Source organism: Erwinia sp. MYb416, assembly GCF_037479575.1.
Taxonomy (GTDB): Bacteria; Pseudomonadota; Gammaproteobacteria; order Enterobacterales; family Enterobacteriaceae; genus Erwinia; species Erwinia rhapontici.
Map to the genome: position 1 here is coordinate 1 of NZ_JBBGYT010000286.1, position 430 is coordinate 430.

Below are 430 nucleotides of genomic sequence, written 5' to 3' on the forward strand. Positions count from 1 at the left end.
CCTTTCCACCAGACTCAGCGTCTGAACACTCAGGTGGATGCACAGGATGTGTGGATGGTGCACCCGGCAGTGGTCGGCTGCGAGATTTATCGCGACCTGGCACTTTCGTTCGATGGCCAGTTGAACGCGATTGGCATCAACAACTACAACCTCTTTCACCAGCAGCATATTTCCTCACTGTCGGCCCTGGCCCGTCTCTACCTGCAACATATGTTCAGCCATGGGCTGCCCAGCCATCAGCCAGTACGTCTGCTTGGCTGGTCTCTCGGCGGTGTGATTGCCCTGGAGATCGCCGTTCAGCTTGAAAAACTCGGCTATCGTGACATCCATCTGTGCCTGCTCGACAGTCTGTACCAGACTGAATTTCAACAACAGATTGCTGCCGGGAGTCTGGCGCCTATTCTGGCGATGCTCGGCATTGAAGGCGAGG

The 430-nt window shown here is 55.8% G+C and carries 1 protein-coding gene; it reads left to right on the top strand.

Annotated elements, in window-relative coordinates; all coding sequences use genetic code 11:
• Positions 1-430 (top strand): thioesterase domain-containing protein (locus WH277_RS02570; protein ID WP_339504240.1); only part of this gene is annotated, 430 nt, incomplete at both ends.